The organism is Faecalibacterium sp. (genome assembly GCF_052358865.1).
In the GTDB taxonomy this organism is placed as follows: Bacteria; Bacillota; Clostridia; order Oscillospirales; family Ruminococcaceae; genus Faecalibacterium; species Faecalibacterium butyricigenerans.
The window spans coordinates 1-2,742 of record NZ_DAWCVJ010000139.1; the positions used below are offsets into that span (position 1 = coordinate 1).

General features: G+C 54.1%; 3 protein-coding genes and 1 pseudogene. 1 reads left to right on the forward strand and 3 read right to left on the reverse strand.

Annotated features, from left to right (window positions below; all coding sequences use genetic code 11):
• Both ACT8X9_RS13235 and ACT8X9_RS13240 read right to left on the reverse strand, forming a co-directional pair.
• Positions 1-1,262, reverse strand: a pseudogene (locus ACT8X9_RS13235) (SNF2-related protein); the annotation flags it as partial.
• Positions 1,190-1,546 carry a TnpV protein gene (locus ACT8X9_RS13240; RefSeq protein WP_081016879.1) on the reverse strand — a complete coding sequence of 119 codons (357 nt, stop codon included), beginning with the start codon at positions 1,544-1,546 and terminating at the stop codon, positions 1,190-1,192. The pseudogene ACT8X9_RS13235 and the gene ACT8X9_RS13240, both read right to left, overlap by 73 nt.
• Between ACT8X9_RS13240 and ACT8X9_RS13245 the strand changes: the two genes are divergently transcribed.
• A complete protein-coding gene (locus ACT8X9_RS13245) occupies positions 1,533-2,300 on the forward strand; it encodes a hypothetical protein (RefSeq protein ID WP_444269307.1) in 768 nt (255 codons plus the stop codon). The two genes, ACT8X9_RS13240 and ACT8X9_RS13245, sit on opposite strands and share 14 nt — an antisense overlap.
• A 96-nt stretch (positions 2,301-2,396) precedes the next feature.
• Here the strand turns inward: ACT8X9_RS13245 and ACT8X9_RS13250 are convergent, their stop codons facing one another.
• A complete protein-coding gene (locus ACT8X9_RS13250; RefSeq protein WP_002576226.1) occupies positions 2,397-2,612 on the reverse strand; it encodes a transposon-transfer assisting family protein in 216 nt (71 codons plus the stop codon).
• Positions 2,613-2,742 lie beyond the last annotated feature (130 nt).

Below are 2,742 nucleotides of genomic sequence, written 5' to 3' on the forward strand. Positions count from 1 at the left end.
GGCTTATACTGCTCAAACTGCTCCCCAAGGGTAGGCTTTGGCGTTTCTTTCTCCACCTCCGGCTGCTGTGCTTGAATGGCATCTTCTTCTGCCAGTTCCTTTTCAGCCTGGATTTTGTCATACTGCGCCTGTTCCTGTTCGGTAAGATAGCGGTCTTTCTGGACAAGTGAGGTAATGCGCTTGGCAACCTTTTCCCAGTTCAAGTGAACATCCGGGCAGTCCTGCTTTTTATAGTGCAGTCCTTTCCCATCGTGATCTTCGCCGCTGTGTGTTGCGCCGGACAGGGCATGAGAGCGTCCGCCAATGCCATACTCGTCTTTAAGGAATCTCACTTTTTCCTTATCCGTATGGTTTTCCATGAAGAACGCATAGATACGGCCTTTTCCTCCGGCGAAACTGCTTCCGCCGGTCATGGCGGCGTCGATCTCATCTTCGGTAATAAAGTGCTGGACGGTTGGCACTTGGGAAAGCTCTGAAGAAAAGGTCCTGCGGGGCAGGTCAAGGTCCTTCAGGTTCTCCCAGATCTCCCTCGGTCTATGATAGTGAAAACGCAACAGGTCACGGTCCTGCTGATAGGCAGTCCAGAAGGCAGCGTATTCTTCCTTGAGGGTCTGGCGGAAAGCCGGTTCACTCAGCTGCTCCGTCAGACGGCGGGTCTCCTCTGGGAATCCATTGCCTTTGATCTCTGACAGGCAGGACAAATATCCGGCTTTTCTGGCGTCCTCACTGAGATCGTGATACAGATGCCAGAGCTTTTCCGAGAGGAGGGAGCGTTCATAGCCTGCCGCTTCTGCAAGCTCCACATTGGAGGCAAACTGACCACTTTCCAAAAGCTCCCCGATACGCTCTGCGGCGCGCTCCCAAGAAATGACCTGGGCAGACCTGTCATAACGGACAGACTTCCCGTGGGAAAGATGGATACCATCCTCGGCATACCATGCACTCACACTGCCAAGGCCGTTGCCACCGTGGTACAGCGTTTTCAGTATCTCGGCAATCTCAGCGGTGGTTTTCTGCTTTTCAAAGGCTGCAACCACACGCTCCCTCTGACGGTCTGTATTGCCTCCCAAACGCAGCACATGGTCAATGTCATTTTGGGCAAAAGAAAAAGCAGAGGATGTATGCGCTACATTCTCTGCTTCATCTATGGATTGGATCTGTTCCGCTTCGGAGAGGAACAGGTTTAGAGTCAGCTGTTGATAAGCTCCGCCATCAGGATTTCCTCGGCCTGGGCTTTGCAGGTGTTCATCAGCCCCACCCACTTCATGGGATCGCTGGCTTTCAGTTCCTCGGTGGCTCCCGCTTCCTTCGCCAGCTGGGGCATCATCTGCTCCAGTCTGCTCTGGGCGGTCTCGTCGATCTCCAGAAGGTGCGGGTACAGCTTCTCGCTCAGCAGCATCTGGTTGTAGAGGATGGGACGGTGTTCCTTCAGGTAGGTTTTCCTCATCCTTCCGTACTTGCCCAGGGGTTTCTCCGGCTGCTGGCTCAGCTTCAGGTCGGGAATCAGATAGTCTCCGTTCTGGATATAGGTCATGGGATTGTTCATCTTGTTTGCTCCTTTCTTGGTTGGCTTCGCGCTCTGCATTTCGGACGGTAACGCCGATCTGCCGCAGCACCTGCTGGTTGATCTGGCTGACCGCTGTTCCCAGCGCCCCGATGGTGAACGGGGTGTTGAAATCAAAGATCGCCATGAAATCTTCGTGGTCGAAGTAGCGTTCCGGCTCCAGTCCGCAGCGGGACATCAAAGCGTAAGTGATGCTGACGGTGGCTGCTGCCTTGAACTGTACTCCGATGTTAAACTCATCATATTCCTCCAAAAAGGAACCGTCAACGATATAGAAGAAGTCCTGCTGATGCTCCGTCCAGTATTCCTCAGCCAGTTTTCCGGCTACCTCGGTGAGCTGTCCGGCAAGGTCATCACCGGAAACATCATAGGTGCGCTCAAGCATGGCCTGCACCGAATCCAAATGGCGCTCCTCCAGCTGCCACAGCCAGGGAGTGCGGGAATGTTCACGGGTTCCGGTGTCGGAAATATCAAAAACATAGCGCAGGCGGGGCCTGTCCCCGGAATCGTCCACCAGAGCAATTCCCTTGGAGCCGCGCCTTACATACCGGCCCATCTTTTCATTCCACAAATCGTACTCTGCACAGGCGGTGGCGTCCGGACGCTGGGCGTAGATCATCAACTGGTCATGGAACGGGTACTTGTAAAGGCGGGAAGCAGTGGTGAGAAACCCTGCCCATTCCTGCCAGCTCCCCGTGAGCTGCGTTGTTACCTTCTCCGCCATCTGTGCATATAGTTCAGCTTTGGTTGGCATAGTGTTCTGTCCTCCTTTCAGTTTTGGGGTAAAAAGGTGGGGTGGCATATTGCCACCCCATCCCTGCGATTATGGTGTTTACTGGTCAAAATCCGGATACAACTCCAGCTCGGCAAACTCGGCATCACTCATGGCCTGGAGCTTGCCCAGTGCGCTGTCTGTCAACTCCCGCAGCTCGGTTTCCTCCGGGGCCAGCTCGCCGCGCATCTCACGCAGGCTGTCGATCAGTCCGGTGCGGCTGCCGGTATTGTAAATGCACATCAGGTTCATTTCCTCAAAAGTAAAGTTTCCCATATCAAATCTCCCTTTCCGCACTCTTTTTTGGCGCTATCTTTTTGTGTTCTGCCTTGGGCTGGCTTTTCAGCTGCTCCATGACGGACTTTTTCTTTTCCCGTTCCTCCCGATGGGCAGCGGTAGCCAAATC

Excerpts from the sequence above, each read along its gene's own strand:
- ACT8X9_RS13245 (WP_444269307.1), top strand. The coding sequence starts at position 1,533 with ATGGGATTGTTCATCTTGTTTGCTCCTTTCTTGGTTGGCTTCGCGCTC.
- ACT8X9_RS13240 (WP_081016879.1), bottom strand. The coding sequence starts at position 1,546 with ATGAACAATCCCATGACCTATATCCAGAACGGAGACTATCTGATTCCC.
- ACT8X9_RS13250 (WP_002576226.1), bottom strand. The coding sequence starts at position 2,612 with ATGGGAAACTTTACTTTTGAGGAAATGAACCTGATGTGCATTTACAAT.